The organism is Herbiconiux ginsengi (assembly GCF_900107435.1).
Classification (GTDB): Bacteria; Actinomycetota; Actinomycetes; order Actinomycetales; family Microbacteriaceae; genus Herbiconiux; species Herbiconiux ginsengi.
Genome location: NZ_FNPZ01000003.1, coordinates 404,053 through 429,440 on the forward strand (window position 1 = coordinate 404,053; position 25,388 = coordinate 429,440).

At 69.1% G+C, this 25,388-nt stretch carries 23 protein-coding genes; 10 read left to right on the plus strand and 13 right to left on the minus strand.

The annotated features are described in order from the left end of the window. Positions 1-42: 42 nt before the first annotated feature. The 4 genes from BLW00_RS14635 (at position 43) to BLW00_RS14650 (ending at position 4,256) form a co-directional block, all read left to right on the plus strand. Positions 43-675, plus strand: coding sequence for an AAA family ATPase (locus tag BLW00_RS14635; RefSeq protein WP_245741601.1), 633 nt, complete (start codon positions 43-45; stop codon positions 673-675). Positions 676-765: 90 nt separating this feature from the next. After that, complete coding sequence (clpX, locus tag BLW00_RS14640) at positions 766-2,043, plus strand: ATP-dependent Clp protease ATP-binding subunit ClpX (protein ID WP_092555411.1); 1,278 nt, start codon at positions 766-768, stop codon at positions 2,041-2,043. 57 nt (positions 2,044-2,100) lie between these two features. Continuing rightward, on the plus strand, positions 2,101-3,249 hold the full coding sequence (locus BLW00_RS14645; protein WP_281242423.1) for a benzoate/H(+) symporter BenE family transporter: 1,149 nt from the start codon (positions 2,101-2,103) through the stop codon (positions 3,247-3,249). Positions 3,250-3,278: 29 nt separating this feature from the next. Further along, positions 3,279-4,256 (plus strand): aldo/keto reductase, encoded by a 978-nt coding sequence (locus tag BLW00_RS14650; protein WP_092555415.1) that lies wholly within the window; start codon positions 3,279-3,281, stop codon positions 4,254-4,256. A gap of 92 nt (positions 4,257-4,348) precedes the next feature. Here the strand turns inward: BLW00_RS14650 and BLW00_RS14655 are convergent, their stop codons facing one another. The 4 genes from BLW00_RS14655 to BLW00_RS14670 all read right to left on the minus strand — a co-directional run bounded on the left by BLW00_RS14655 (position 4,349) and on the right by BLW00_RS14670 (position 9,852). Then, positions 4,349-4,588, minus strand: coding sequence for a hypothetical protein (locus BLW00_RS14655; RefSeq protein WP_245741603.1), 240 nt, complete (start codon positions 4,586-4,588; stop codon positions 4,349-4,351). 17 nt (positions 4,589-4,605) lie between these two features. After that, positions 4,606-5,052 (minus strand): GNAT family N-acetyltransferase, encoded by a 447-nt coding sequence (locus BLW00_RS14660; RefSeq protein ID WP_092556142.1) that lies wholly within the window; start codon positions 5,050-5,052, stop codon positions 4,606-4,608. 14 nt (positions 5,053-5,066) lie between these two features. Beyond that, entirely contained in the window at positions 5,067-7,685 is a 2,619-nt protein-coding gene (valS, locus tag BLW00_RS14665; protein ID WP_245741604.1) for a valine--tRNA ligase, read from the minus strand. A gap of 328 nt (positions 7,686-8,013) precedes the next feature. Further along, on the minus strand, positions 8,014-9,852 hold the full coding sequence (locus BLW00_RS14670; RefSeq protein WP_092555417.1) for a phosphoenolpyruvate carboxykinase (GTP): 1,839 nt from the start codon (positions 9,850-9,852) through the stop codon (positions 8,014-8,016). Between the two features lie 112 nt (positions 9,853-9,964). On the opposite strand from BLW00_RS14670, the gene BLW00_RS14675 reads away from it, so the two are divergent. Next, on the plus strand, positions 9,965-11,404 hold the full coding sequence (locus BLW00_RS14675) for a helix-turn-helix transcriptional regulator (RefSeq protein WP_245741605.1): 1,440 nt from the start codon (positions 9,965-9,967) through the stop codon (positions 11,402-11,404). Here BLW00_RS14675 and BLW00_RS14680 read toward each other — a convergent pair. Continuing rightward, entirely contained in the window at positions 11,401-12,444 is a 1,044-nt protein-coding gene (locus BLW00_RS14680) for an App1 family protein (RefSeq protein ID WP_407650974.1), read from the minus strand. The genes BLW00_RS14675 and BLW00_RS14680 overlap by 4 nt on opposite strands. Before the next feature lie 102 nt (positions 12,445-12,546). Between BLW00_RS14680 and BLW00_RS14685 the strand changes: the two genes are divergently transcribed. Beyond that, positions 12,547-13,191: a TetR/AcrR family transcriptional regulator gene (locus BLW00_RS14685; protein ID WP_175494292.1), complete on the plus strand. Its 645-nt coding sequence runs from the start codon at positions 12,547-12,549 to the stop codon at positions 13,189-13,191. Between the two features lie 199 nt (positions 13,192-13,390). Beyond that, the gene (locus tag BLW00_RS14690; RefSeq protein ID WP_092556148.1) at positions 13,391-13,744 is read left to right on the plus strand and encodes an MmcQ/YjbR family DNA-binding protein; all 354 of its coding nucleotides are present in this window, start codon (positions 13,391-13,393) and stop codon (positions 13,742-13,744) included. A 26-nt stretch (positions 13,745-13,770) separates the two neighbouring features. Here the strand turns inward: BLW00_RS14690 and BLW00_RS14695 are convergent, their stop codons facing one another. The 8 genes from BLW00_RS14695 to BLW00_RS14730 all read right to left on the minus strand — a co-directional run bounded on the left by BLW00_RS14695 (position 13,771) and on the right by BLW00_RS14730 (position 21,442). Further along, on the minus strand, positions 13,771-15,078 hold the full coding sequence (locus BLW00_RS14695; RefSeq protein WP_092555436.1) for an ATP-binding protein: 1,308 nt from the start codon (positions 15,076-15,078) through the stop codon (positions 13,771-13,773). A 231-nt stretch (positions 15,079-15,309) separates the two neighbouring features. Further along, entirely contained in the window at positions 15,310-16,068 is a 759-nt protein-coding gene (locus BLW00_RS14700) for an SDR family oxidoreductase (RefSeq protein WP_092555438.1), read from the minus strand. 148 nt (positions 16,069-16,216) lie between these two features. After that, a complete protein-coding gene (locus BLW00_RS14705; protein ID WP_245741607.1) occupies positions 16,217-17,296 on the minus strand; it encodes a fatty acid desaturase family protein in 1,080 nt (359 codons plus the stop codon). Between the two features lie 172 nt (positions 17,297-17,468). Further along, positions 17,469-18,182, minus strand: coding sequence for a GAF and ANTAR domain-containing protein (locus tag BLW00_RS14710; RefSeq protein ID WP_092555442.1), 714 nt, complete (start codon positions 18,180-18,182; stop codon positions 17,469-17,471). Between the two features lie 31 nt (positions 18,183-18,213). Next, positions 18,214-19,005, minus strand: coding sequence for an ANTAR domain-containing protein (locus BLW00_RS14715; RefSeq protein ID WP_092555444.1), 792 nt, complete (start codon positions 19,003-19,005; stop codon positions 18,214-18,216). A gap of 161 nt (positions 19,006-19,166) precedes the next feature. Continuing rightward, positions 19,167-19,538: a hypothetical protein gene (locus tag BLW00_RS14720; protein WP_092555446.1), complete on the minus strand. Its 372-nt coding sequence runs from the start codon at positions 19,536-19,538 to the stop codon at positions 19,167-19,169. Positions 19,539-19,557: 19 nt separating this feature from the next. Further along, the gene (gene qcrB, locus BLW00_RS14725) at positions 19,558-21,105 is read right to left on the minus strand and encodes a cytochrome bc1 complex cytochrome b subunit (protein WP_092555448.1); all 1,548 of its coding nucleotides are present in this window, start codon (positions 21,103-21,105) and stop codon (positions 19,558-19,560) included. Positions 21,106-21,229: 124 nt separating this feature from the next. Continuing rightward, a complete protein-coding gene (locus tag BLW00_RS14730; protein WP_092555450.1) occupies positions 21,230-21,442 on the minus strand; it encodes a three-helix bundle dimerization domain-containing protein in 213 nt (70 codons plus the stop codon). A 178-nt stretch (positions 21,443-21,620) separates the two neighbouring features. Here BLW00_RS14730 and BLW00_RS14735 point away from each other — a divergent pair, with 178 nt between their 5' ends. The 3 genes from BLW00_RS14735 to BLW00_RS14745 all read left to right on the plus strand — a co-directional run bounded on the left by BLW00_RS14735 (position 21,621) and on the right by BLW00_RS14745 (position 25,292). Further along, positions 21,621-22,346, plus strand: a complete 726-nt coding sequence (locus BLW00_RS14735) for an alpha/beta fold hydrolase (RefSeq protein ID WP_092555452.1) — start codon at positions 21,621-21,623, stop codon at positions 22,344-22,346. Between the two features lie 223 nt (positions 22,347-22,569). Continuing rightward, positions 22,570-24,039: an NtaA/DmoA family FMN-dependent monooxygenase gene (locus BLW00_RS14740; RefSeq protein WP_092555454.1), complete on the plus strand. Its 1,470-nt coding sequence runs from the start codon at positions 22,570-22,572 to the stop codon at positions 24,037-24,039. Continuing rightward, positions 24,036-25,292: an acyl-CoA dehydrogenase family protein gene (locus BLW00_RS14745; RefSeq protein ID WP_092555456.1), complete on the plus strand. Its 1,257-nt coding sequence runs from the start codon at positions 24,036-24,038 to the stop codon at positions 25,290-25,292. The genes BLW00_RS14740 and BLW00_RS14745 overlap by 4 nt, the downstream gene beginning before the upstream one ends. Positions 25,293-25,388: the final 96 nt, after the last annotated feature.

Below are 25,388 nucleotides of genomic sequence, written 5' to 3' on the forward strand. Positions count from 1 at the left end.
GCCCCGGCTGTCGCTGCATCTTGGCCCATGACCGTTCCGGCCGTGGCACAGCTCCACGACGACGGCCTCGATCTCGCGCCCGGGGTCACGTTCCTGGTGGGTGAGAACGGCAGCGGCAAGTCCACCGTGCTCGAAGGCATCGCGATGGCCTTCGGATTCCCGGCCGAGGGCGGAAGCCGGAACGGTGGCGTCTCGACGCGCCGCAGCGAGTCGCCGCTCGGCGAGTGGCTGAAGCTCGAACGCGGGCTCGTGGCGCCCAAGTGGGGCTTCTTCCTGCGCGCCGAGACCATGCACGGCTATTACAGCTATCTCGAGGCGCTGCCGGATTCGCCGGATCGCGACTTCCACGAGATGAGTCACGGCGAATCGTTCCTCGCCCTGCTCGACCGCAAGATCGACTCGCCCGGCTTCTTCTGCCTCGACGAACCCGAAGCGGCACTCTCGTTCTCGTCGACGCTGCACTACCTCGGGCAGCTGGACACCCTGGCCAAGGCAGGGGCGCAGATCGTGTGTGCCACGCACTCGCCGGTGCTGGCCTCGCTGCCGGGCGCGACCATCCTCGAACTCGGCGAGTGGGGCATCCGCGAGTCCGAGTGGGACGATCTCGAGATCGTGCAGCACTGGCGCAGTTTCCTCGACGCCCCCGGACGGTACCTGCGTCACATCGTCGATTGACCGACGGATGAGGGGAATGTGGCGTCGTTGGCCGTGCTTGTCCGGGGTTCGGGTTAGGCTCGTCAGAACACAGCGTTTAGGAGGCTGGGCATGGCACGCATAGGAGAGAGCGCCGACCTGCTCAAGTGCTCGTTCTGCGGAAAGAGCCAGAAGCAGGTTCAGCAGCTCATCGCCGGTCCCGGTGTCTACATCTGCGACGAGTGCGTCGAGTTGTGCAACGAGATCATCGAGGAGCGTCTGTCCGAGGCCAGCGAAGAGGCGGCCAGCGAGTTCGAACTCCCGAAGCCGAAGGAGATCTATTCCTTCCTCGAGGAGTACGTGATCGGGCAAGACGCTGCGAAGCGTGCCCTGAGCGTCGCGGTCTACAACCACTACAAGCGAACCCGCGCCCGCACGGCGATCGTCTCGGCCGAGGCGCAGGCCTCCGAGGTCGAGATCGCGAAGAGCAACATCCTGCTCATCGGGCCCACGGGATGCGGCAAGACCTATCTCGCGCAGACCCTCGCGAAGCGGCTGAACGTTCCCTTCGCGGTGGCGGATGCCACGGCCCTCACCGAGGCCGGCTATGTCGGAGAAGACGTCGAGAACATCCTGCTGAAGCTGATCCAGGCCGCCGACTACGACGTCAAGCGCGCTGAGACCGGCATCATCTACATCGACGAGGTCGACAAGATCGCCCGCAAGGCCGAGAACCCCTCGATCACGCGCGACGTCTCCGGCGAGGGTGTGCAGCAGGCGCTGCTGAAGATCCTCGAGGGCACGGTGGCGAGTGTTCCGCCGCAGGGCGGGCGCAAGCATCCGCACCAGGAGTTCATCCAGATCGACACCACGAACGTGCTCTTCATCGTGGCGGGCGCCTTCGCGGGTCTCGAGGAGATCATCTCGCAGCGCGCCGGCCGCCGCGGCATCGGCTTCAACTCGCCGCTCTACAGCAAGAAGGCCGAAGCCAACCTGTTCGGCGAGGTGCTGCCCGAAGACCTGCACAAGTTCGGGCTCATCCCCGAGTTCATCGGCCGCCTCCCCGTGGTCACCACGGTGACGCCGCTCGACCAGGCCGCGCTCATGCAGATCCTCACCGTGCCGCGCAACGCCCTCGTGCGCCAATACCAGCGCATGTTCGAGCTCGACGGCGTCGAACTCGACTTCGAGCACGACGCCCTCGAGGCCATCGCCGATCTCGCAGTGCTCCGCCAGACCGGCGCCCGCGGACTCCGCGCCATCATGGAAGAGGTGCTCGGGCCCATCATGTTCGAAGTGCCCTCGACCGACGAGGTGGGCCGCGTGATCGTGACGCGCGAGGCCGTGCTCGAGAACGCGGCGCCCACGATCGTTCCGCGCAAACCCCGGCGTGAGGAGAAGTCGGCCTAACCGACTCGACGCCGGCCGGGGGAAGGCACGCTCATCATCCAACCCATCTCGGCGGGGATCGTCTCCGCCATCACGGGGTTCGCCAGTTCGTTCGTTCTCGTGGTCGCCGGCCTCCATGCCGTCGGAGCCACGGATGCTCAGGCCTCCAGCGGTCTGCTGGCCGTCTGCGTCATCAGCGGCCTCTGCTGCATCCTACTTGCGTGGTCGTTCCGGATGCCGATCTCGTTCGCGTGGTCGACACCGGGCGCGGCCTTGCTGGTCGCCGCGGCCGCGACCACCGACGACTTCCGGGCCGCCGTCGGCGCCTTCCTGGTCTGCGGGGCATTGATCGTGGTCTGCGGACTCTGGCCGGCTCTCGGGCGGGCGATCACGCGCATCCCGAAGCCGTTGGCGAGCGCCATGCTCGCGGGAATCCTGTTCCCGATCTGTCTCGCGCCCATCCAGGCCTCGGTCGAGATTCCGTGGCTGGCGCTGCCCGTGGTGGTCACCTGGCTCATCTTCTTCCGCCTCGCGCAGCGCTGGGCCGTTCCGGCGGCGATGGTGGTGGCCGGGATCGGCATCGGTGTGACGGCCGGGTCGGGCTGGCTGACCGAGGCGAGCCTCGCGCCGAGCCTCAGCTTCGTGGTGCCGGCCTTCGATCCGCTCGTGATCGTGAGTCTGGGGCTACCGCTGTTCATCGTCACGATGGCCGGGCAGAACGTTCCCGGCTTCGCCGTGATGGCGACCTTCGGCTACGCCGTCCCGCCGCGCCCGGCGCTCCTCGCCTCCGGGCTCGGCACCGTGACGGCATCGTTCTTCGGCGGCCACGCCGTCAACCTCGCGGCGATCACCGCGGCCATCATGGCCGGGCCCGACTCGCACCCCGACCGCGACAAGCGCTGGGTGGCGTCGGTGACGGCGGGCATCCTGTACGTGGTGTTCGGGCTGGCGGCCGGTGTCGCCACGGCCCTCATCTCCGCGGCGCCCCCGATCCTCATCACCGCCGTCGCGGGGCTGGCGCTCCTCGGCGCCCTGGTGGCGGCCGTGTCGAACGCCATCGAAGACCCGGCGCACCGCATCCCGGCCATCGCCACCTTCTTGGTGACGGCATCCGGAGTCTCCATTGTGAGCATCGGATCGGCGTTCTGGGGCCTGCTCGTGGGGGGCGTGATCATGCTGTGGAGCGCCTTCCCGTGGCGGCGTCGTAAGGTGATCGAGGGGTCGTGAGACCCGCCGTCACATCGAAGGGGAATCGGATGCAGTACACACGCCTCGGCCGGTCGGGTCTCGAGATCTCGGCGATCGTGCTGGGCTGCATGAGCTACGGCGAGCCGGGCCGCGGCACCCATCCGTGGTCGCTGCCCAAGGAGGAATCGCGACCGTTCTACCGCCGGGCGCTCGAGGCGGGCATCACCACGTTTGACACGGCCGACAGCTACTCTGCCGGGTCGAGCGAGGAGATCGCCGGGCGCGCGCTCGGCGAATTCGCTCGGCGCGACGAGATCCAGATCGCTACCAAGGTCTACTTCCCGCTGCACGACGGGCCGAACAGCCGTGGGCTCTCCCGCGCGCACATCCTCAGCTCCATCGACGGCAGCCTGCGCCGGCTCGGCACCGACTACGTCGACCTCTACCAGATCCATCGCTGGGATGACACGACGCCCATCGAGGAGACGATGGAGGCACTGCACGACGTGGTGCGGTCGGGCAAGGCGCGCTACATCGGTGCCTCGTCGATGTGGGCCTGGCAGTTCGCGAAGGCCCAGCACACCGCCGAGCGCAACGGATGGACGCGCTTCGTCTCGATGCAGGACCAGTACAACCTGCTGCAGCGCGAGGAGGAGCGGGAGATGCATCCGCTCGCCCTCGATCAGGGCGTGGGCGTGCTGCCGTGGAGCCCGCTCGCCCGGGGCCGCCTCACCCGGCCGTGGGGTGTGGAGACGGCGCGCACCCAGACCGATGAGGTGACCAAGCGGATGTACGGGCAGGCCGAGGAGGCCGATCGCGCCATCGTCGACGCGGTGGGCCGGATCGCGGACGCCCGCGGTGTGAGCCGGGCCCAGGTCGCCCTCGCCTGGGTTCGGCAGCAGGAGGCCGTTTCGGCGCCGATCGTGGGCGCGACGAAGGTGCAGCAGCTCGACGACGCGATCGCCTCGCTCGACCTCACGCTGGACGCCGAGGAGCTCGCCGCCCTCGCGGCGCCCTACACGCCGCGCCGCCCCGAAGGGTTCTGAGCGCCGAGCGCGGCTCCTCCGCCGTCGAATCGCCAAGAACCGACGGAATGCGGGGGAGCATTGCGGCGTGTTTTGGCGACTCGATGGGTGGGTTACGCCCCGGGCGTGACGACGGCGGTGTCGGTGTCCGCGTCGTATTCGATGACCGTCTCGTCGTCGAGTTCGACCACGGGCTTGCCCTCGAGCCAGGTGAGGGTCCAGCTCCACTCGGCGGCGTCGACGCCGGCCTCGGCGAGCTCGCCCTCGACCTCGTAGATCGCGTCGATGACGACTTGGGGCAGGCGCGACGGCGGTTCGTCGCCCACCAGCCACCGGGTTCCGAGCTGGATCATCGGGCTGTTCCTCTCACTCAGAGTTCCTTGTCGTAGGTGACCCACTGGGTCTTCTCGGCCACGTTCTTGTAGAGCGAACGCGCGGTCTCGTTGTCTTTCGCGGTGATCCAGCGCACGATGCTCGCTCCCCGGGCTCGGCCGACGTCGGCCACGCCCTCGATCAACGCGCTGGCGATGCCCTGCTTGCGCTTCTCGGGCAGCACGTAGAGGTCGTCGAGGTAGAGGCCGCGGCTCCCGGCCAGGGGCCGGGCGAACTCGCGGAAATGGGCCAGGCCCACCACCTCGCCGTGCTCGTCGACCGCCACCAGACACTCCAGCTCGTTCGCGGGGTCGGTGATCCAGCTCCACACCAGCACGGCCTTCTCGTCGTGCAAGGGCGTCTCGTAGAACTCCCCGTAGCCGGTGTACACCGCGTGCCACGGGAAGAATTCGCTCGTCTGGACGGGTCGGACCTCGATCGGCATCGTCGCCTCCTGGCTCACTGGGGGCCCTCCGTCGTCTCGTCGGGCGCTAGAACTATATCGCTGACGACGAGCTCCGGAGCCGAGGCGAACCGCAGTTCTGCGATGCGGCCAACCGCCTTCAGATCCGCAGCGGCGAGCTGCAGCACTGCGATCTCGTCGTCCGGCCCGGCGATCGTCGCCGACGCCACCGCGGTCTTCTGCGAGGCCTTCGCCGCGGTCTTCGCGCCGCGGATGCCCACCAGGGCCTTGCCGGCGAGTCCGAGCAGCGGAGCGTGCGCGGGCAACTCGGCGGTCACGCCCGCGGGGAGCGACGCGGCGACGGATGCGGGCCAGGCCGCATTGTGCACCGAGCCCTCGTGCGTCCACGACCAGACCTCTTCGGTGGCGAACGGGAGGTAGGGCGCGAACAGGCGCAGCAGCACGTCGATCGCGCTCTGCAGGGCCAGCACGGCCGAGGCCTTGCCCGCCGCTTCCGACTCCTCGCGGTAGGCGCGCTCCTTGACGAGCTCGAGGTAGTCGTCGCAGAAGGTCCAGAAGAAGGTCTCGGTGATCTCGAGCGCCCGGGCGTGGTCGTAGTTCTCCAGCGCCGTCGTGGCCTGCCGAACGACCTGGTCGAGCGCGGTGAGCATACTCTGGTCGACGGGCTCGGAGATCGTGGTGTGCCCCTCGGGCAGCGCGAAGCCGTAGACGAACTTGGCCGCGTTGAGGATCTTGATGGCGAGCCGGCGCCCGATCTTGATCTGCGTGGGGTTCTTCTCATCGAAGGCCGCGTCGGTGCCGAGCCGTGACGACGCGGCCCAGTAACGCACCGCATCCGAGCCGTGCGCCTTCAGGATGTCGGCGGGCGTCACCACGTTGCCCTTCGACTTCGACATCTTCTTGCGGTCGGGGTCGACGATGAAGCCCGAGAGCGCGGCGTGCGCCCACGGCTTCTCGTTCGTCTCCAGGGCGCTGCGGAGCATGGTGGAGAACAGCCACGTGCGGATGATGTCCTGCCCCTGCGGCCGGAGATCGTAGGGGAACACCATTCCCCAGAGCTCCTCGTCGCGCTTCCAGCCGCCGGCCAGCTGCGGGGTGAGGGAGGACGTGGCCCAGGTGTCCATCACGTCGACCTCGCCCTGGAAGCCGCCGGGGACGCCGCGCTGCGATTCGTCGTAGCCGGGCGCCGCATCCGACGACGGGTCGACCGGCAGGATGTCGCGAGTCGCCAGAATCGGTTCGTCGAACTTCGGGTTGCCGTCGCCGTCGAGGGGGTACCACACCGGCAGGGGCACGCCGAAGAAGCGCTGGCGGGAGATGAGCCAGTCGCCCGTGAGGCCCCCCACCCAGTTCTCGTAGCGCACGCGCATGAAATCGGGGTGCCAGTCGAGCTCCGCGCCGAGCTCGAGCAGCCGCGCGCGGAGCTCCTCGTCGCGGGCGCCGTTCTTCACGTACCACTGACGGGTCGACACGATCTCGAGCGGTCGGTCGCCTTTCTCGAAGAACTTCACCGGGTGCACGATCGGCTTGGGTTCGCCGATCAGCTCGCCCGATGCGCGCAGCAGCTCCACCACGGCCTGCTTGGCCGAGAACACCGTCTTGCCGGCCAGCTGCGCATAGGCAGCCTTGCCGGCATCGCTCGTGATCGCATCCGGGGCCTCGCTCACGATGCGGCCGTCGAAGCCGATGATCGCGCGGTTGGGGAGGTCAAGGTCGCGCCACCAGATGACGTCGGTGAGGTCGCCGAAGGTGCAGATCATGGCGATGCCCGAGCCCTTGTCGGCCTGGGCGAGGTGGTGGGCCACGACCGGCACCTCGACACCGAAGAGCGGGGTGGTGACGGTGGTGCCGAACAGCTCCTGGTAGCGCTCGTCATCCGGATGCGCCACCAGCGCCACACAGGCAGGAAGCAGTTCGGGGCGGGTCGTCTCGATGAGCACGTCGTCGCCGTTCGGCGCGTGGAAGGCGAGGCGGTGGTAGGCGCCCGGCTGCTCCTTGTCTTCGAGCTCGGCCTGGGCGACCGCGGTGCGGAAGGTCACGTCCCAGAGCGTCGGCGCCATCGCCTGGTAGGCCTCGCCGCGCTTGACGTTGCGGAGGAAGGCAAGCTGCGACGCGGTCTGCGATTCAGGGGAGATGGTGCGGTAGGTCTGGGTCCAGTCGACTGACAGGCCGAGGTCGCGCCAGACGGCTTCGAACTGCTTCTCGTCTTCGACGGTGAGGCGCTCGCAGAGCTCGATGAAGTTGCGGCGCGAGATCGGCAGCTGATCGGCGGCCTTGGAGCTCTTGTTGTCGCCCCCCTCGAACGGCGGCTCGAAGCCGGCGTCGTAGGGGAGCGAGGGGTCGCAGCGCACACCGTAGAAGTTCTGCACGCGGCGCTCGGTGGGCAGGCCGTTGTCGTCCCAGCCGATGGGGTAGAAGACGCGCTGGCCCTGCATGCGGTGGTAGCGCGCGATCACGTCGGTGTGGGTGTAGCTGAAGACGTGCCCGATGTGCAGCGAGCCGGAGGCGGTCGGCGGGGGCGTGTCGATCGAGTACACCGTCTCGCGCGTGGCGCCCTCGCGGGGGAAGAGATAGGTGCCGCGGGCGGCCCACTCGGCGTCCCATTTGGCTTCGAGCCCTTCGAGGGCAGGTTTGTCGGGCACGTTCGCGGTCACGGGAGGCCTCCTGGCTATAGACGGCACCGTGTCAAGTGGTGAGGTGCCTGATTGTTACTTACCAGGATAGTGGACTCGCTGTTCCGGGGCGCCTATGGGTGTCCGGAGCCCCGGAACAGAGATCTGAGATGCAAAGGCGACAGGCCGTACTCGACGACCCAGGGTGAGCGCGAGGCCGCGAAGCGACCTCACGCGAACATGTCGCGGAGCGCCGGGCAGGGACCGGCGCGACCCGTGGACGCCGCGCGAAGCACGGCGCCCACGGCAGCCAGCACAGTTCGCTGTTCCGGGGCGCCGTATGGTGTCCGGAGCCCCGGAACAGAGACCTTTACTTGATGTTCGCGCGCAGGGTGGCCAACTGCTGCGTGAGCTGCGCGGGGATGGTCCCCGCCTCGCCGAGCTCGTCGAAGTAGGCGCCGATCTGGTCGACCTCGCGGGACCAGGCGGAGCGGTCGACCGAGAGGATCGACTGCAGGTCCTCGTAGCCGAGGTCCAAGCCCTCGACGTTGAAGTCGCGCACACGCGGCAGCTTGCCGACGGGGGAGTCGACGACCTCGACCTCGCCCTCGATGCGGCGCACGATCCACTCGATCACGCGCGAGTTCTCCGAGAAACCGGGCCAGATGAACCGGCCGTCGGTGTCTTTGCGGAACCAGTTGACCGAGAAGATCGGGGGAGCATCCGTACCGAGCTGCTCGCCGACCTCCAGCCAGTGGCCGAAGTAGTCGGTGATGTTGTAGCCGCAGAACGGCAGCATCGCGAACGGGTCGTGGCGGAGCCGGCCGACGGCGCCCTCGGCCGCGGCCGTGGTCTCGGAGGCCATCGTGGCTCCCATGAACACGCCGTGCGACCAGTCCCGGGCCTGCGACACCAGCGGCACCGTCGTGGGGCGGCGCCCCCCGAACATGATCGCGTCGATCACGACGCCCTCGGGCGCGTCCCAATCCGACGCGATCGAGGGGCACTGGTCGGCGGTGACGGTGAACCGGGAGTTCGGATGCGCGGCCGGGGTCGCCGAATCCGGGGTCCAGTCGTTGCCCTGCCAGTCGATGAGGTGCGCAGGCGCCTTCGGGGTGAGGCCCTCCCACCAGATGTCGCCGTCGTCACGCAGCGCGACGTTGGTGAAGATGGTGTTGCCCCAGACCGTGTCGACCGCGGTGGGGTTCGTGGTGATGCCGGTGCCCGGAGCCACGCCAAAGAAGCCGCGCTCGGGGTTGATGGCTCGGAGCTTGCCGTCAGCCCCGGGGCGCATCCAGGCGATGTCGTCGCCGATGGTCTCGACCTGCCAGCCGGGGATCGACGGGTTCAGCATGGCCAGGTTGGTCTTGCCGCACGCGCTCGGGAACGCGGCCGCCACGTGGTAGACCTTGCCTTCGGGGCTCGTGATCTTGATGATGAGCATGTGCTCGGCCAGCCAGCCCTCGTCGCGCGCCATCACACTCGCGATGCGCAGGGCGAAGCACTTCTTGCCGAGCAGGGCGTTTCCGCCGTAGCCCGATCCGAACGACCAGATCTCGCGGGTCTCCGGGAAGTGCGAGATGTACTTCGTCGGGTTGTGCGGCCAGGCCACGTCGTCGTGACGGGTGCCGTCCTCGTCGACGAGCGGAGCCCCGACCGAGTGCAGCGCGGGAACCCAGGGGGTCTCCTCCTCGATCAGGTCGAGGGCGGCGGCACCCATCCGGGTCATCAGCTGCATGCTCACGACCACGTAGGGGGAGTCGGTGACCTGCACGCCGAGCTGCGAGATCGGCCCGCCGAGCGGGCCCATCGAGAAGGGCACCACGTACATCGTGCGGCCGCGCATGCTGCCGGCGAAGAGCTTCGTGAGTTCCTCGCGCATGGCGAAGGGGTTGCGCCAGTTGTTGGTGGGGCCGGCATCCGCTTCGTTCTCGGAGCAGATGAAGGTGCGGTCCTCGACGCGCGCGACGTCGGCCGGGTCGCTGCGGGCGAGGAAGCTGTTGGGACGCCATTCGGGGTTCAGACGGATGAGGGTGCCCTGGGCGACCATCATCTTGGTCAGTTCGTCCCACTCGCGGGTGGAGCCGTCGCACCACACGATGGAGTCGGGCTTCGTGAGCAGCGCGACGTCGCGCACCCACTCGTTCACGGCGGCGTTCTTGCTCGGGCCGTCTACATCGATCATGGTCCTGGTTTCGAGGATGCTCATCGGAGACCTTTTTCTCGTCAATTCTCTGGCGGTCCTTCCACTATGCGAGCTATTCGCGGTAAATTTGGGCGTCAAGCGCGAAAAGATCAGCGGATCTTTACAGGAGAAAAAATTGAACGACAGCAGCGACCTGATCACACTGGGGCGGCGCATCCGTCACCACCGCAAGCTGAACGGGCTGACCCTCGACCAGTTGGGCGCTCGCGTGGGCGTCGTGGGCAGCCAGTTGTCGCTGATCGAGAACGGGCGCCGCGAGCCGAAGCTCTCCTTGCTGCAGTCGCTGGCCACCGAGCTGGGCGTGCCGGTGCCCGATCTGCTGAGTGCCGAGGCCCCGGATGCGCGCACCGCCCTGGAGATCGAGCTCGCCAAGGCGCAGCAGGCGCCGCTCTACGCCTCGCTCGGACTGCCCACGGTGCCCGCGAGTCGTTCTCTGCCGCTCGAGACGCTGGAGTCCCTCGTGGGCTTGCACCGGGAACTGCGTCGCCGCGCCACCGAGTCGATCGCGACGCCTGAGGAGGCCCGGCGGGCGAACACCGAGAACCGTCTGGCGATGCGTCTCAAGAACAACTATTTGCCCGATCTCGAGCAACTGGCCGAGGAGACGCTCGCCACCGTGGGCCACAGCTCGGGCGCCCTCACGCACCGCAGCGTGTCCTTGCTGGCCGAGAACCTCGGGTTCACGCTGATCTACGTCGACAACCTGCCCCATTCGGCACGTTCGGTCACCGATCTCGAGAACGGGCGGATCTACCTGCCGCCGGCGTCGATCCCGGGCGGCCACGGTCTGCGCTCGATGGCGCTGCAGGCGATGGCGCACCGGTTGCTCGGGCATCAACCGCCGCAGAGCTACGCCGAGTTCCTGCAGCAGCGGCTCGAGATCAACTACTTCGCGGCGGCGTGCCTCATGCCCCGCACGGCATCCGTCGCCTTCCTCAGCGCGGCGAAGCAGCGCAAGGACCTGTCGGTCGAAGACTTCCGCGACGCGTTCGGCGTGACCCACGAGGCCGCGGCGCTGCGGATGACGAACCTCGCCACCTCGCACCTCGACATGGGGGTGCACTTCCTGCGGGTGGGGGAGGACGGCGCGATCTACAAGGCGTATGAGAACGACGGACTGCCCCTGCCCGCCGACGTCACCGGTGCCGTGGAGGGGCAGCTGGTGTGCCGCAAGTGGGCGGCGCGCGGCGCGCTCGGGCGCACCAACCGCACCACCGAGTTCTACCAGTACACCGACACGCCGGCCGGCACCTTCTGGTGCGCCACTCAGACCGGCAAGACGGATGCCGGCGAGTTCTCCATCTCCTTCGGCGTGCCGTTCTCCGAGGCCAAGTGGTTCCGTGGTCGTGACACGCAAGGACGGGTGCAGTCGACCTGCCCCGACGAGTCGTGCTGCCGCAAGCCCGCCTCCGAATTGGCCGAACGCTGGTCGTCGGCGGCGTGGCCGAGCGCGAAACTGCACGCCCACATCCTCGCCCCCTTGCCGTCGGGCAAGTTCCCGGGCGTCGACGAGAACGAGGTCTACCAGTTCTTAGAAGCGCACTCGGCCAGTTAGGTGAGCTTCGAGAGCTTGTCGCTGAGGCCCGCGCCGTCGGGGGCGAAGACCCAGGGGGTGGCCGCCTCGGCGGGGAGCTGGTCGAGCTTCGAGCGACCGCCGGCCAGCACCGCCTCGCTGGTGGAGAGCTGACGGATGGCGATCGCCCGCACGTGATCGGGGTGGTCGAGAGCGAACTCGCCGTAGATCTCCTCGTCGTGCTGCCCGTCGTCGCCGATCAGCACCCAGCGGATGTCGGGGAACTCCGCGGCCAGGCGCCGCAGGTTCGTCTCCTTGTGCTCGCGACCGCTGCGGAAGAAGCGGTCGTGCGTCGGGCCCCAGTCGGTCAGCAGCAGCGGGCCCCGCGGGTAGAGGTTGCGGGAGAGGAACCGTGACAGCGTCGGCGCCACGTTCCAGGCTCCGGTGGAGAGGTAGATGACGGGGGCTCCCGGGTGCTCGGTCATCATCCGTTCGAGGAAGACGGCCATGCCGGGGGTCGGGATGCGCGCGTGCTCGTCGAGCACGAAGGTGTTCCAGAATGCGAGGAAGGGCCGGGGCAGGACCGTCACCATCACCGTGTCGTCGATGTCGCAGACCACCCCGAAGTCGGTGCCGGGCGCGACGATGTAGATCGGCGCCTCGACCGCATCCGATCCCTCGGTCTGCATCGTGATGGTGTGCCAGCCGGGCTCGAGTTCGACGTCGACGGGAGTGTCGACCACACCGCCGCGGTCGGCCTGCACGGTGCGCACGATGCCTTCGACCTCGATGGTGACACTCACATCACCCACCGGAACACTGGTGAAGCTGCGCCAGCCGCGCACCCGCTCCTCGCGGCGCTGCATCGTGCGGGCGGCGCGCGAGCCGGGTTTCGGCTGCTTCGTCAAGAGCACCCGGCCGAGCACCCGGATGCGGGTGGTCGAGCCGTATCCGGTGTAGGGAATCACCGTCGGGAGGTGCCCACGACGCCTGGCCCACCTCTCGCGGACTGCGTGGATCGCGTCGTCGATACGGGCGGCACGGTGCAGCCGAGGTGCCGCGACTGTCTTCTCTGGCACCAGACCAGTCTGTCACGTCTTCGCGACCGGCCGTCGTTCGTGTATGCGACTGCCAGTATGTCGGAACTAGACTTGGGTGTCGGGATTCGGGAAGGAACGGGCGGAGTGTCATTCAACGACCTAATCAACGGAGCACTCACGTCGACCGGACAGGTTCGCAACGAACCGGTCCAGGCGCGGAGCAGTGAGCGCATCGGCGCGCTTCTCGACGCTGCGTCGGCCGTGGTCGCCGAAGTCGGGATCGAACGGCTGACCACCGCGATGGTGGCCGAGCGAGCCGGTGCTTCGATCGGAACGGTCTACCGCTACTTCCCCGATCGCATCGCCGTGCTCAGTGCCATGAGCCTGCGCGGCTTCGAGCGTTTTCTGCGGCTGGGGGTCGAGAACCTCGAGCGGGTGCGCCCCACCACCCTCGACGGGGTGTTCGACTGCCTGATCGACGCGTCGGTGCAGCTGCACCGCACCGAGCCCGGCTACACCTCCATCCGGCTGAGCGACCAGATCGCCCTGCCCGAGGTGGAGGGGGGCACCGCCGCCGCGCGCGTCGCCGGCCCGCTGGCCGCCATCGTGGCCGACGAGCTCGGAGTCGACGACGACGGCTTGGCCGCTCGCATCGACATCGCGCTCACGATCGCCGACGCCCTGCTGGTGCGCGCGTTCCTCGGGGCGCCCGAGGGCGACGAGGCGGCCATCGCGGCGGCTCGCGGAGTGGTCAGCTCCTACCTCGCCGGGTCGACCGTCTCGGCCTGACGAGCACCCCTTCGCGCGCTCGCCCTGGGTTGCGAGCGCGTCCCACGCTCTGGGCGGCACATCGTGTTGGAAGGCGCAAACGTCGTGGTGATCGCCCTCGAGAGGGGGTCGGTGGGAACCACGTTTGCGGTTCTGGACATCCCGGCACCAGCGGGCGGGTGATCTGCCCGGTGTCGGTGCTCCCCGCTACGCTCGCACCATGAGCAAGCGCATCACCCGCGAAGACGTGCTCGAGGTGTGCGCCGGCCTGCCCGCCACGGCCGACGTGCGGCCGTTCGGGCCCGAGACATCCGTGTTCAAAGTCGTGGGCAAGGTGTTCGCGCTGACGAACCTCGACGACGAGCCGTGCAGGGTCACCCTCAAGGCCGCCCCACCGCACGCCGAGGCGCTCGTGCGCGACCATGACTGGATCATCCCGGGCTACCACATGAACAAGCGGCACTGGATCACGGTCACCCTCGGCCCGACGACCGACGGCGAACTCGTGACCGACCTCGTCGTGAACTCCTACGACCTCGTGGTGGCGGGGCTGCCGCGGGCGAAGCGCCCGTAGGGCTCGCGGGGCGCGAATACCGGCGCTCAGAGGCGCGCGATGCGGTCGATGTCTTCGAGGAACTCGGAGGCGACCTCCTCCGAGACGGTGCGACGGGTGGAGCGAACGGCTTCGAGGTAGTCCGAGGTGGTGGGGCCTGCTTCCACCCCGGCTCCGGTGCCGCCGGGCGAGTGCAGCGCCCGCTCGAGCGCCGCCTGCGACGCCCGGCGTGCGGCGAACTCGATGTCGGCAGGGGTGAAGCCGTCGGTGTGCGCCACGAGCGCATCGAGGTCGACGAGGCCGGCGGCCGCGACATCCGAGGGTAGATAGCCCGACCAGATCGCGCGCCGGGCGCCCGTGTCAGGCAGTCCGATCGGCACCACGTAGTCGAAGCGGCCGTGCCGGAGGAATGCCGTGTCGAGCGAGCGGATGAAGTTGGTGGCGCAGATGAGCAGCCGGCCCGACTGCTCGCGGAACTCCGGGATCAGTTTGAGCAGCTCGTTGGTGACTCCCTGGAGCGGCGAAGGCGGCTCGCCCTGCCGGTGGGAGGCGATCTCCTCGACCTCGTCGATGAACACGACGGCGTGCTCGAGCTCGGAGATCTTCTGGAACGTCTCGCGCAGAGCGCCGGCCAAGCCTTTCGGGTCGCCGGACAGGCGCGACGGGAACACCTCGACGAACGACCACTCGAGGCGCGACGCGATCGCCTTCGCGAAGGTGGTCTTTCCGGTTCCCGGCGGCCCGAACAGCATCACGGCGCGCGGCGGCACCACGCCGAAGCGCTCGGCGAGATCCGGTTCGGCGAGCGGGGTCACGAGGCGCAGCTCGAGCAGCTCCTTCTCCTTCTGCATGCCGCCGACGCCCTCCCACAGTCCGCGGGAGAGCAGCCGGCCCCCCAACTCGCGCAGCACCACGAGTTCCTCGCGCTGTACGGGGAGTTCGCGTTCGACGTAGCGCAGGTTCTTCTTCAACTCGAAGCCCTGTGCCACGAAGTCGTCGAGGCGGGTCTGCGACTCCGGCATCAGTGCCGAGAGCTTGGCGAGGCCGAGCGGGGCCATGTGTCGTTCGAGCGCGGCGAGCATCCGTGCCCCGACGGCGGAATCGCGCACGGAGGCGACGGTGCGGTCGGTGGCGAAGAACACGATCCAGCCCTGCGCGTGGGCGGCTCGGCCGACCGCGGCGCCCACCACACGGTCGCCGTCGACGGCCACGACGGCGTGGTCGATCTGGCAGGAGGCGATCACCTCCGAGAGCGCGTAGACCGGCTCGGCGTCGGAGGTCTTGGCCTGCTCCCAGAGGTGCAGGATGCCGTCGAGGTCGTCGGGATGGAAGTCGCGGATGTGCGGGGTGGTCATCGATCCTCCTCGATCGCGCGGTGCGGGACGCGGTGCGTGACTCAGGAGGCTAACAGCGGAAGGACGCGCGGTGGGGTGGATGGCGGAGGCCCGCCCCCGAAAGATCGCCGGAAGTTTCGGAAATCAGCAGACGGCGGGCCGTCGGGAGGCCGCGGGGGCGGAGCGCACGTTCGGGAGGCCGCAGTGGCCTCCCGAACAGTTCACGGCCTCCCGGCGCGTGGGACCGGCGCGTCAGGCGGCCCGCTCGGTCGAGGGCAGCCACTCGTCGAGACGGGTGTCGCCGAGCTGGGCGCCCTCGACGGGGAGCAGCGTGCGCTCCTCGAGATGCCCCCCGAAATACGGCGCGGCCGGATCGGTGACGACCGAGCGCTGGTCTCGCTGGGCCGCGAAGGTGCGGCGGATGAGGTCGTCGAGACCGAAGACCTCGGGCCCGGCGAGCTCGACGTCGGCGTTCAGCGGTCGGCCGGCAGCGGTGCGGGCGATCGCGGACGCCGCCTCGTCGAGTGCGAGTGGCTGGATGAGCGCATCCGAGACCCGCACCACGTCGCCGTCGGTCGAGGTGAACACGATGCTGGCGATGAACTCGAACAGCTGCGTCGAGTGCACGATCGAGTAGGGAACGCCCGATTCGCGCACCGCCTGCTCCTGCGCCGCCTTGGCGGTGAAGTAGGCGATGTCCTGCGGCCGGTCGGTGCCGACGACGGTGAAGACGACGAGGTGCCCGACACCGGCCGCCTTCGCCGCCGCGGCGATGTTCGCGCTCGACGCGGTGAAGAACGCGAGCAGGTCGGCGGGGGCGAAGGAGGGCGACTGGGTCAGGTCGATGACGACCTCGGCGCCCGCGAGCGCCTCGGCGAGGCCCTCGCCCGTGACGGAGTCGACACCGGTGCGCCGCGACACCGCGACCGCGTCGTGCCCGTGGGCGATGAGCTTCTCGACGACGCGCGACCCGATGTGGCCCGCACCTCCGACGACGATGATTCTGGCCATGATGAGCCTTTCTGCTGGACGGATGCCTGTTGCACCCTCTGTGAGGATGACCGGGCGGCCCCGTCCGTTGTGACGACCAGCACGGCGGAAGCGCGTGCCGGACGGCGGGTGGGCAGGGGATTCGCCCGGCGGCCCGGGCCGACCGGGCTCAGATCGTCATGCGCTGCGCTGCCAAGGGGCAGGCGAACGGGTCGCGGTCGCCGAGGCCGACACGATCGATGTAGTGCAGCACGATGCGGTACGACTCGAACAGACCCGTCTCGAGGTAGGGCACCTCGCGATCGCGGCAGTAGGCGGCGACGATCGGGGCGGCCCGCCGCAGGTGCGGGCGCGGCATCGACGGGAAGAGGTGGTGCTCGATCTGGTAGTTCAAGCCCCCCATCGCCACGTCGAGCACGCGGTTGCCCCGGATGTTGCGGCTCATCATCACCTGGCGGCGCAGGAAGTCGAGCTTCATCGACTTCGGCACCAGGGGCATCCCCTTGTGGTTCGGAGCGAACGACGATCCCATGTAGAACCCGAACAGGGCGAGTTGGACGCCGAGGAAGGCCGCAGCGACACCGGGGGAGAGCACGAGGAACGCCAGGGCGATGAACCCGCCGATCCGGATGAGGAGGAACGCGATCTCCACGCGGCGACGTTTCAGCGGCTCGCGACTGAACACCCGTCGCACCCCTGAGGCGTGCAACGACAGGCCCTCGAGCGCCAGGATCGGGAAGAAGAACGCTCCTTGATGCGCCATCAGCCACGACGTCACGACCCCGCGGCGCCGCTGGATCTGCTCGGCCGTGAACGAGATGGCGGGCACGTCGATGTCAGGGTCGGAGCCCAGCTTGTTGGGGTTCGCGTGGTGCCGGGTGTGCTTGTGCTGCCACCAGCCGTAGCTGAGGCCGACGAAGAGGTTGCCGAGCACCAGCGTCGTCCAGTCGTTCCACCTGCCCGACCGGAAGATCTGCCGGTGGGCGGCGTCGTGGCCGAGGAACGCGGTCTGGGTGAACAGCACGGCGAAGAGGGCGGCCGTCGCGAGTTGCCACCAGGTGTCGCCGATCTGCACGAACATCCAGATGCTCGCGGCGAAGGCCACGGGCACCAGGAGCAGCTTGGTCCAGTAGTAGCCGTAGCGCCGGCGCAGCAATCCCGACTCCTGGATGCGCTGGGCGAGCTCCGTGAACTCGCTGTTGCCGCGCCGCGCGGCGGTGGCCTGTGGGAGAGATTCGACCGTGCTCACGATGGCCCCTGCCGTCTGCGGCACCGGCCCGAGCGGCCGGCTGCATCGCAACCGGGTCCAGGGGAACGTCTATTGCTCACGCTACGTCTCGGGCCTCGATCCGGCAAGAGTGAGGAGCGCTCGCGCGCTGGGTATCTGCTTCGGGTTGCCTGACGGCCGGCCGGGCCGGCGGTCAGTGGCGGCTGGCCGACTCCACCACGTCGCGCGCCACGATGGACAACAACTGGCCGCTGTTGCGCGCCCGGGTGCGCAGGCGCTGGAACGCCTCCTCCATGTCGACGCCGTCGGTGTGGGCGATCACACCCTTGGCCTGCTCGATGATCACCCGGCTGTTCAGGGCGTGCTGCAGCTGGTCGCGAGCGATATCGGCCTCGCGGATCGCTCGTTCGTGCAGGATGCCGATGGTCGCGACATCCGCCAGCGCCTGGGCGGCCGCGGCATCTTGCGGGTCGGTCGGCCCGGCGCCGTCGCTGAACAGGTTGAGGGACCCGATGGTCTGGTCGCGCAGTCGCATCGGGATGGCGTACATCGAGTGGTAGCCGAGCCCCGCCGCCTGGGTCGCGAATCGCGGCCAGCGCGACGACGTGGCTGCGATGTCGTCGACCGAGACCACCTTGCCGGTCTCGTAGGCGTCGACGCACGGTCCTTCGCCCGACGAGAGCTGCAGCAGGCTGATCAGACGGCTGCGTTCGCTCGTCGAGGCGATCACCTCGAGGTTGCCGTCGGCGTCGGGCAGCAGGATGCCGGCATCCGCGGCGCCCAGGATCTGCGCGCACCGTTGCACGAGGGTGTGCAACAGCTCCACGACGTCGTAGTCGGCGACGAGCGTGTCGGCGAGGCTCACGAACGTCTCCGCGAGCTGCTCCTCTCGAGTTCGACCCGTCATGTGCCCAATCTACCGCCGGTGCGGGGCGACGTCACGGCTCCAGCGTGATCCGCCGCGCGGTGATGTCGGCTGCGACATCTCGCACCGGGCGGCCGGATGCGTAGGAGTGCGCACGGATGAGGAGCAACGCATCCTCGGCCGCGATCCCGAGCTGCGCGATCACCATGCCGGTGGCCTGATGCACCTCCCGGCGGGAGTACGGGCCGTCCGACTCGGCCTCGTCGTGGCGATGGGCCAGGGCGTTGCGCATCACGTCGGTGGCGGCCTGATCGGCGAGGGCGGCGGCATCCGCGACATCCGTGCTGCTGAGGGCACTCGACGACTCGGCGTAGAGGTCGACCGCGCCGATCTTCAGCGATCCGATAAGGAGAGGGAAGGAGTAGACCGCCCGCACGTTCCACGCGGTGAGGCTCGGCCGGAGCAGGGGCCAGGTGCTTGGAGGCAGCGTGGCGAGATCGGGCGCCAGCACGGCCGCCCTGCTCGCATAGGCGTCCCAGCCGGGGCCTTCGCCGAGGTCGAGCTGCAGCTCGCTGATCTTCGCGGCGAGGTCGTCGCTCGTGCACACCGTCTCGGTGTCGAAGGGCTGGCCGAGAGTGGCGATGGCGGCCCGGGAGATCGGCAGCGCGGTGGTGAAGGCGCCGCAGAGATCGGCGGACGCTCCTGCTTGTGCTGACGGGATGGAGTCCTCCTGACCCTGTGCCGGCGATCGGATGGTGCGTGCGAGCGGCCTGGGTCCAGGACTACCTACCCGTCCAGCTTCGCACGATTCGGTCGTCCCGTCTCCTCCTGGCGCCGGAAGACCCTCTGAAGCAGGCTGGGGCATGGCCCATGAAGACCAACGGACTGCTGACCGGCGCTTCGAGCTGGTGCAGCTGAAGCCGGTGGCGATCCCGGGGGCACCGCATCGGCGCCACCGCGGTCCGAACGCTCGGCGGCTACGGGCGCGGCACCGCCGTTCGCCCAGTCGAAGGAGAGCGAACCGGCTTAGACGGATCGGCCGCCCACGGCCGCGCTCACGATCCGCGCCAGGGCGAGGCCGGCGGCGGCCACCAGGGGCACGGCCACCACCATCAGGGCGATCGGGTTGGGGCGGAATCGCAGGCCGTCGGGCCCGGCGACATAGGCTCCGACGGGCAGGGCGTAACCACCGCCACCACCGCCGCGCCCTTCACCCGTGCCCGCCGGCGTCGGGCCGCCTTCCGGCGACTCGCCGGAGCCCTCACCGGCGCCGAAGCCGAAGATCACCAGTGCGGCAGGTACGAGCTCCTGCCCGCCCACCGTGGTCTTCTCGCCGTAGGCCATGGTCGCGCCCCAGGAGGGCACCGATTCCGCTAGTTTCTCGATGAGATTCGTCATGCACCGACGCTACGCGGATTCAGTGCGACCCTCCAGCGAGCGCGCGCCGATCGAGCTCGGACTCCTCGGAGCGGCCATCCGTCAATCCACCGGCACTCGACGGCCCGGCCGCGACGCCGGCGAGGAGACGGGCGCGCTCGGCGCCGTCGACCGGCGCGTGCACCTCGACGTACTCGCCTCCCGGCAGCCGCACGATCCGTCCCGTCTCGAAGCCGTGCTCCAGGATGTCGAGATCGCGGCGCTGCAATCCGATGGCGGCGCGCCGCGTGATCCAGAAGGCCACCGGTGGACCGGCCAGGACCGTGATCTGGAAGAACAGGATCACGCCCTCGAACGTCACGTGGAACTGCGCGGCGATGACGTCGGCGCTGCCGGCGGCCCAGAGCGTGCCGGAGAACACGACGGCGGCGACGCCGATGCCGGTGCGCGTGGGGCGGCTGCGCGGGCGGTCGAGCAGGTTGTGGTCGCGGTGGTCGCGTGTGATCCATTCCTCCAAGAACGGGTAGAGCGCGACGATCGCGAAGAAGAGCGAGACCACGACGAGCGGGATCAGCAGCGCCAGCGTCCAGGTGTGTCCCAGCCACTCGAACTCCCAGCCCGGGGGAATCAGGCGCAGCGCGCCGTCGAGGAAGCCGGTGTACCAGTCGGGCTGGCTGCCGGCCGACGCATCGCCGGGGGAGGAGGGGCCGTAGGCCCAGATCGGGTTGATGGTGACGGTCGCGGCGATCAGCAGGATGACGCCGCAGACCAGCGCCCCGAGGCCCACCGCACGCACCGCGGCATTGGGCAGCGGAATGCCCACCACGTTCTCCTCGGTGCGCCCGACCCCGCGGAACTGCGGTGGTTTCCGGGTCCACCCCGCGAGGGCGCGCAGCCCGATGAGCACGATCAAGGCGGCGGGCACCACGGCGACGTGCACCGGGTAGAGATGTTCGATGATCTCTCCCGGGAACTCGCCGCCGAAGAGCAGGCCGGAGGCCCAGGTGCCGATCACGGGGATGCCGAGCACGATTCCCTCGACGATGCGGAGCCCGGTGCCCGAGAGCATGTCGTCGGGCAGCGCGTAGCCGCTCCAGCCGCCGACGAGGCTGACGATGAGGATGAGGAACAGCAGCACCCACTGACCGCGCCGGGGACGGCGGAATCCGCCCGTGAAGAAGGTGGTGAGAAGGTGCAGGACGAGCGCCGCGGGCAGGATGAGGGCCGCCCAGTGGTGCGCCTGCCGCAGCAACAGCCCGCCCTGCACGTCGAGCGAGAGCTGGAGCGTCGAGGCGAAGGCCTTCGAGGTCTCGACGCCCGCGAGGGGCGGGTAGTGCGTCGTGGTGGTGACGGTCTCGCTGGAGGGCACGTAGAAGAACATCAGGAGGAGCCCCGTCACCAGGATCACGACCAGACTGGCCATCGCGACCACACCGAACAGCCTCGACCAGTGGTTCGGCACCATCCGGCGATTCAGCTCCGCGCGCACGTCGCGAATGCGGTGGCCGAACACGGTGCTGTCATCCAGGCGCACGGCGATCCGGTCGCTGAGCGATCGGCCGCCTCTCGCGTCCCTCGCTCTGCTCATCTCTCCGCCTTCCGTCATTCCTTAAGACAGATCGGGGCAGAGATTTGTGACGTCGGGCCAGAGGTCGAGCTTCTCCTCCGTTCGAGGCGAGATCGACCGCGAGCCGTCAGTGGTGCTCGAGGCGTCAGTGGTGCTTGTGCTTGCGGGCCGTGATCTCCGACTTCGCGCCGTGCTCCACGAGAACCGCGATGTAGTCGCGGAGCTTGGCGTTCTGGAACGCGGCGTAGTTGCTCTCCACGATCTTCTCCAGATCTTTGCCGGGCACGTCGGGGTATTTCTTCTTCAGCCGGCGGATCACGTCGTCGATGGCTTCGCGCTCGTTCTTCTTCTGGGCCATGTCGTCAGCGTTCCCGCCCCAGGTTACGAGCACCTGGGAACGCGCGGCCTCAGGGCGGGCAGGCCTCCGCTTGAGGTTCGGGATCGACATCCGGACCGGCGCGCGGTTCCCCTGGACACGCCGCGGGAGTAGTCTCTCAGCCACTTGCACCCTTAACCGCTCCAGCAAAAGGAAAGCCATGTCGAAACCCACGATCGTCTTGGTGCACGGGGCCTGGGCCGACGGCTCCAGTTGGAACGCCGTGACCTCGGAACTGCAGAGCCAGGGCTTCACGGTGCTGGTGCCGCCCAACCTCCTCCACGGTGTCGTCAACGACGCGGCGACGGTCGCGTCGTTCGTCGAGCAGCACACCGAGGGTCCCGTGATCGTCGGCGGCCACTCGTATGGCGGGTTCGTCATCACGAACGCGCAGTTCGGCGACGACGTCAAAGCGCTCGTGTACGTGGATGCCTTCATCCCCGACGAGGGGGAGTTCGTGTTCCAGATCCTCGGCGGCTCCGGATCCGCGCTCGCCGTCGAAGACCCGACCACCGTGCTCGACCTCGGCAGCTACCCGGGCGCCCCCGAGGGCGACCTCGAGGCGTTCCTCAAGCCCGACACGGTGCACAACGCCTTCGCCCAAGACCTTCCGGAGGCCGACCGCTGGCTGATCGCCGCCACCCAGCGCCCCATCTCCCTGAGTGCGAACACCACGCCGTCGGGCCCGCCGTCCTGGAAGGGTCGCCCGGTGTGGGCGGTCATCGGGACGGAGGATCGCGTCATCCCGCCGGCCACCCAGCGCTCGATGGCCGAGCGTGCGGGGGCGATTATCAGCGAGGTCTCGGCGTCGCACGTGTCGATGGTGTCGCATCCGGATGCCGCCATCGCGGCCATCCTCGCGGCCGTGGAGGCCGTGGGCGAGTAGCCGACCGATCGCGGGGGCCTGGCGGAAGGATCGCCGGGCCCCTTTCGCGCGACCCCGCGCGTGCGTAATAGAGGGCAACAGAGGAGGACGGGAGCGCGGAGCTTCGTACAGTGTGACTTGTTGACAAGTTGCACCGCCGACATCCGGCACTCCCACATTCCAGAGAGGCCCGACCAATGCTCCGTCCCTCCGCCGCGCCTGCCGAGTCGGCGGGGGTGCGCGCATGACGAAGCGTCCGCCGCTGATCTTCAGCGCCTTCAACGAGTTCGTGCTCTCGCACCACGACCACGGCGCCTGGCGCCGGCCCGACAGCCGCCAGACCGAGTTGAACACGACGGGATACTGGATCGATCTCGCGAAACTGCTCGAACGGGGGAGGTTCGACTTCCTGTTCTTCGCCGACGTGCTGGCTCCCTACGACCTGTACGGCGGCAACCGGGACGCGGCGATCGCCACGGGCATGCAGACGCCCGTGAACGACCCCGCCGTGCTCATCCCGATCCTCGCGCACGAGACCACGGACCTGTCCTTCGCGCTCACCGAGAACATCCTGCAGGAGCCGCCTTACACTTTCGCCCGCAAGATCTCGACGCTCGACCACCTGAGCGGCGGGCGGATCGCCTGGAACATCGTTACCAGCTTCCTGCCGGGAGCCGGCCGCAACCTCGGGCACTCGGGCCTGCCCAGCCACGAGGAGCGCTACGGCCGCGCCGAGGACTACGTCACGGCCGCCTACAAGCTCTGGGAGGCGAGCTGGGACGACGACGCCGTGATCGCCGACCGGGAGCGCGGCATCTACACCGATCCGAGCAAGGTGCACACGGTCGACCACGTCGGGCCCTACTACGACGTGCCGGGCCCGCACCTCACCGAGCCGTCGCCGCAGCGCACGCCGTTCCTGTTCAACGCGGCGGCATCCGGAACCGGCATCGAGTTCGCCGGCAAGCACGCCGAGGTGCTCTTCACCTCGGGCGGGCGCGAGGGCGCACCGGCGAGCATCCGCACCTTGCGCGCCGCCGCCGTGGCGGCCGGCCGGGCCGCGAGCGACGTCAAGATCCTCGGTGGGCTCGGCGTCGTGGTGGGCAGCACCGAGCAGGAGGCGCGGCGACTGGATGCCGAACTGCGCGACATCCAGTCGCTCGAGTCGATCCTGGTGAAGCTCTCCGGATTCTGGCAGGAGGACCTGTCGCGCTACGAACTCTCCTCCACCGTCGCCGACATCCTGAACGACGGATCGCCGGGCCCGCTGGCGAAGCAGGTGCTGTCCGGGGCTCCGGATGTCTCCTGGACCTTCGAGACGCTGGTGCGCTGGGCGGCCAACCGGCACGTCGTCGGTACGCCCGAGCAGGTGGCCGACGAGATCGACGCCTGGCAGGACGCCGGCATCGACGGCCTCAACCTGCAATACCTGGTCTCGCCGGGATCGTTCGAGGACTTCGTCGACCAGGTGCGCCCCCTGCTCGTGGAGCGCGGCACGATGCGCGCCGAATACGAGCCGGGAACGGCGCGCGAGAAGGTGACGGGTTCGGGCCCGTACCTGCCCGAGCGGCATCCCGCCCGGCGCATCCGCGCCGAGTTCGCCCAACGCCGGGCTGCCGGGCTTCCCGTGAACGCCGACGCACCCGTCGTCGACACACCGCGCGTCGACGCATCGCCGGTCGACGCTCACCACCCCATCGAGGAGCGAGCATGAGCACCACCACGACCCTGACCTCCGGGCCCGCCTCCGGGCCCACCGACGCCGAGCTGCTCGCTCGGTTCCAGCCGCTCTTCGAGTCCATCGCAAGCGGCTCGGCCGAACGTGAGCGCACGCGAACGCTGCTGCACGCCGAGGTCGCCGCCCTCCGCGAAGCGGGCTTCGGGGCGCTCCGCCTGCCCGTCGAACTCGGCGGGCACGGAGCGTCGGTCCGGCAGCTCATCGTGCTTCTGCGCGAACTCGGTGCCGCCGATTCGAACCTCCCTCAGGCGCTGCGGCAGCACTTCTTCCAGGTCGAGCTGCTGCTGCGTGCACCGGGCGACGAGGTGAACGCCGTCTGGCTCGACCGGGTGGCGGCGGGTGACCTGTTCGGCAGTGGCACGACCGAGCCGCACGGCTCCGCGATCGGCCAGGTGTCGACCGTGCTGCGTCGGGCATCCGACGGGTCGTACCGACTGAATGGGCGCAAGATCTACGGGACGGGCAACGCGTATGCCCAGTGGATCCCGGTGGGTGCGGTCGACGAGGAGGGTGTGCCGGTCGTGCCGGTGGTGCCCGTCGATCGCGAGGGCGTCACCCTGCTCGACGACTGGAACGGCTTCGGCCAGCGCCTCACGGCCACCAGCACGACGCTCTTCGAGGACGTCGTGGTGCAGCCAGACGAGGTGCGGCGTTTCGCGGCCGGCGGCCCGACACGCGGCGGTTCGGGCCTGCACCAGGCCGTGCTGCTCGCGGCGCTCAGCGGTGTGATCGAAGCGGCGACGCGCGAGCTCACCGACATCCTGCGCGCCAAGCGGCGGGTGTACTTCACCGGCACGGGCGAGCTGCCGCGGCACGACGCCGTGGTGCAGGAGCAGCTCGGGCGCGCCCGGGCCGCCTCGGATGCGTCGTCGCTCATCGTCGACGGGATCGGCCGCCGGCTCGAAGCGGCTTGGGCGACCTGGGGCGATCCCGCGGCCACGGACGAGGAGATCGACCGGCAGTTCATCGACGTCGAACTCGCCGTGAGCTCGGCCCAGGTTGTGATCTCGGAGCTCGCCCTCACCACCACGGCGCATCTGCTCGACGTGCTCGGCGCCTCCTCGCTCGACGCCGCGGCTGGCCTCGACCGCCATTGGCGCAACGCCCGCGCGCTCGCGTCGCACAACCCCTACCCGTTCAAGGCGCGCCTGCTCGGCGACCACGCCCTCAACGGCACCGAGCCGCCCGAGTTCGCCGTGGGCCGCGACGTGGGCGAGAAGACGAGCTGACGGCAGCGCGCTCATCCGCGGGTTTTGGTGAAATGCCGCGCCCGAGTACTGTCAAAACGCGCGGACGAGCGGGCGCGGACTCGCGGGCGCGCGCGG

Excerpts from the sequence above, each read along its gene's own strand:
- clpX (WP_092555411.1), top strand. The coding sequence starts at position 766 with ATGGCACGCATAGGAGAGAGCGCCGACCTGCTCAAGTGCTCGTTCTGC.
- BLW00_RS14650 (WP_092555415.1), top strand. The coding sequence starts at position 3,279 with ATGCAGTACACACGCCTCGGCCGGTCGGGTCTCGAGATCTCGGCGATC.
- BLW00_RS14655 (WP_245741603.1), bottom strand. The coding sequence starts at position 4,588 with ATGATCCAGCTCGGAACCCGGTGGCTGGTGGGCGACGAACCGCCGTCG.
- BLW00_RS14660 (WP_092556142.1), bottom strand. The coding sequence starts at position 5,052 with ATGCCGATCGAGGTCCGACCCGTCCAGACGAGCGAATTCTTCCCGTGG.
- BLW00_RS14670 (WP_092555417.1), bottom strand. The coding sequence starts at position 9,852 with ATGAGCATCCTCGAAACCAGGACCATGATCGATGTAGACGGCCCGAGC.
- BLW00_RS14690 (WP_092556148.1), top strand. The coding sequence starts at position 13,391 with ATGAGCAAGCGCATCACCCGCGAAGACGTGCTCGAGGTGTGCGCCGGC.
- BLW00_RS14695 (WP_092555436.1), bottom strand. The coding sequence starts at position 15,078 with ATGACCACCCCGCACATCCGCGACTTCCATCCCGACGACCTCGACGGC.
- BLW00_RS14700 (WP_092555438.1), bottom strand. The coding sequence starts at position 16,068 with ATGGCCAGAATCATCGTCGTCGGAGGTGCGGGCCACATCGGGTCGCGC.
- BLW00_RS14710 (WP_092555442.1), bottom strand. The coding sequence starts at position 18,182 with ATGACGGGTCGAACTCGAGAGGAGCAGCTCGCGGAGACGTTCGTGAGC.
- BLW00_RS14715 (WP_092555444.1), bottom strand. The coding sequence starts at position 19,005 with ATGCCCCAGCCTGCTTCAGAGGGTCTTCCGGCGCCAGGAGGAGACGGG.
- BLW00_RS14720 (WP_092555446.1), bottom strand. The coding sequence starts at position 19,538 with ATGACGAATCTCATCGAGAAACTAGCGGAATCGGTGCCCTCCTGGGGC.
- qcrB (WP_092555448.1), bottom strand. The coding sequence starts at position 21,105 with ATGAGCAGAGCGAGGGACGCGAGAGGCGGCCGATCGCTCAGCGACCGG.
- BLW00_RS14730 (WP_092555450.1), bottom strand. The coding sequence starts at position 21,442 with ATGGCCCAGAAGAAGAACGAGCGCGAAGCCATCGACGACGTGATCCGC.
- BLW00_RS14735 (WP_092555452.1), top strand. The coding sequence starts at position 21,621 with ATGTCGAAACCCACGATCGTCTTGGTGCACGGGGCCTGGGCCGACGGC.
- BLW00_RS14740 (WP_092555454.1), top strand. The coding sequence starts at position 22,570 with ATGACGAAGCGTCCGCCGCTGATCTTCAGCGCCTTCAACGAGTTCGTG.
- BLW00_RS14745 (WP_092555456.1), top strand. The coding sequence starts at position 24,036 with ATGAGCACCACCACGACCCTGACCTCCGGGCCCGCCTCCGGGCCCACC.